At 66.9% G+C, this 1,235-nt stretch carries 1 protein-coding gene; it reads right to left on the minus strand.

The annotated features are described in order from the left end of the window. Window positions 1-4 precede the first annotated feature (4 nt). On the minus strand, window positions 5-1,156 hold the full coding sequence (locus CH339_RS23585; RefSeq protein WP_111436860.1) for an IS481 family transposase: 1,152 nt from the start codon (window positions 1,154-1,156) through the stop codon (window positions 5-7). Window positions 1,157-1,235 lie beyond the last annotated feature (79 nt).

Genomic DNA, 1,235 nt, shown 5'->3' on the forward strand with positions numbered 1-1,235 from the left:
ACAGTCATTGATGATCGTTTCGGGTATGGTTGAGGTCAATGGTTGCGATATGCGTTGCACCGAAGCAGACGCGATAGCGACCATCGCGATCTGTAGGCCTGAGGGCGACAGGTTCGCCGCGGAAGGCCTTGGGCAGCTTCCACAGCCGGCCGTTGAAGCTGACGCAACATCCTGATGTGGAGACACGCCGTTCGATCTCTCCGGCCTCGTAATGCGGCTCCTGGAGGCGGTCGGGGAAGCGGCGCGGCGAGGGGTGGTAGCGGCTGGCCGGGGTTGCCAGCCCCAGCCCCTGGTGCGGGCGGACGGCATTGTAGAGCGGGCGCCAGCTGTCGAAGGCGGCCTGCGCCTGGGCGCAGTCGCGCAGCGCTGTGAGCGCCAGAACCTCCGCCTTCAATGTGCGGTGGAAGCGCTCGTTCTTGCCGCGTCCCTGCGGATGATAGGGGCGGGCGTGGATCACCCGCACGCCGAGCTTCAAAAGCCACACGCCGAGCGGCGTCCAATGGCCCGGTGTGCCGCCACCCCAGGGCGAGCCGTTGTCGACGTAGAGCCCCGCAGGCAGGCCGAAGAGACGGAACGTGCGCTCCAGCAGCGGTCGGACCGTGGCGGTGCGCTCATTGGTGCAGGCCTCGATGCAGAGCGCATAGCGCGAATGGTCATCGACCACCGTCAGAGGATGGCAGTTGGTGCCGTCGCCGAGGGCGAAGCGGCCCTTGAAGTCCATTTGCCACAACAGGTTCGGCGCCGGTTGCTCGAAGCGGCCGTGTGCCGGCGCCCCGCCGGCCGGCGGCTCGATGCGGCCGTGGCGGGCGAGAATGGCATGAACGCTCGAGGGCGCCGGCGTGCTTTCGCCCTGGTCTTGCAGACGGCGGGCGATCTTGCGTGCGCCCCAGGCGGGATGCGCATCGCGCACCGCCAGGACGCGTTGCTCCTGTGCCGCCGATGTCCGGCCGGGGCTGACATGCGGGCGCCGCGAACGATCCCGCATGGCCGCGCGAAGATCCTGTACCTCATCGCCAGCGCGCCGCAGCCATTTGTAGCCCGTCTGCCGGCTGATCCCGATGCGGCGGCACAACTCGCTCACATTCGCCCCAGGCAACCGCGCCAGAAGCACAAATTCCATTCGTTGATCCATGATCGACATCTCCCGCCATGGCATGTCGGCCTCCTCCGCCTATCCATGCCAAAAGTGTCAACCATCTCCCCGAACGCTGTAAGCCATCTCCCCGGGACATACA

The organism is Rhodobium orientis (assembly GCF_003258835.1).
Taxonomy (GTDB): domain Bacteria; phylum Pseudomonadota; class Alphaproteobacteria; order Rhizobiales; family Rhodobiaceae; genus Rhodobium; species Rhodobium orientis.

Coding starts and splice junctions, on each gene's coding strand:
- CH339_RS23585 (WP_111436860.1), bottom strand. CDS start 1,156: ATGCCATGGCGGGAGATGTCGATCATGGATCAACGAATGGAATTTGTG.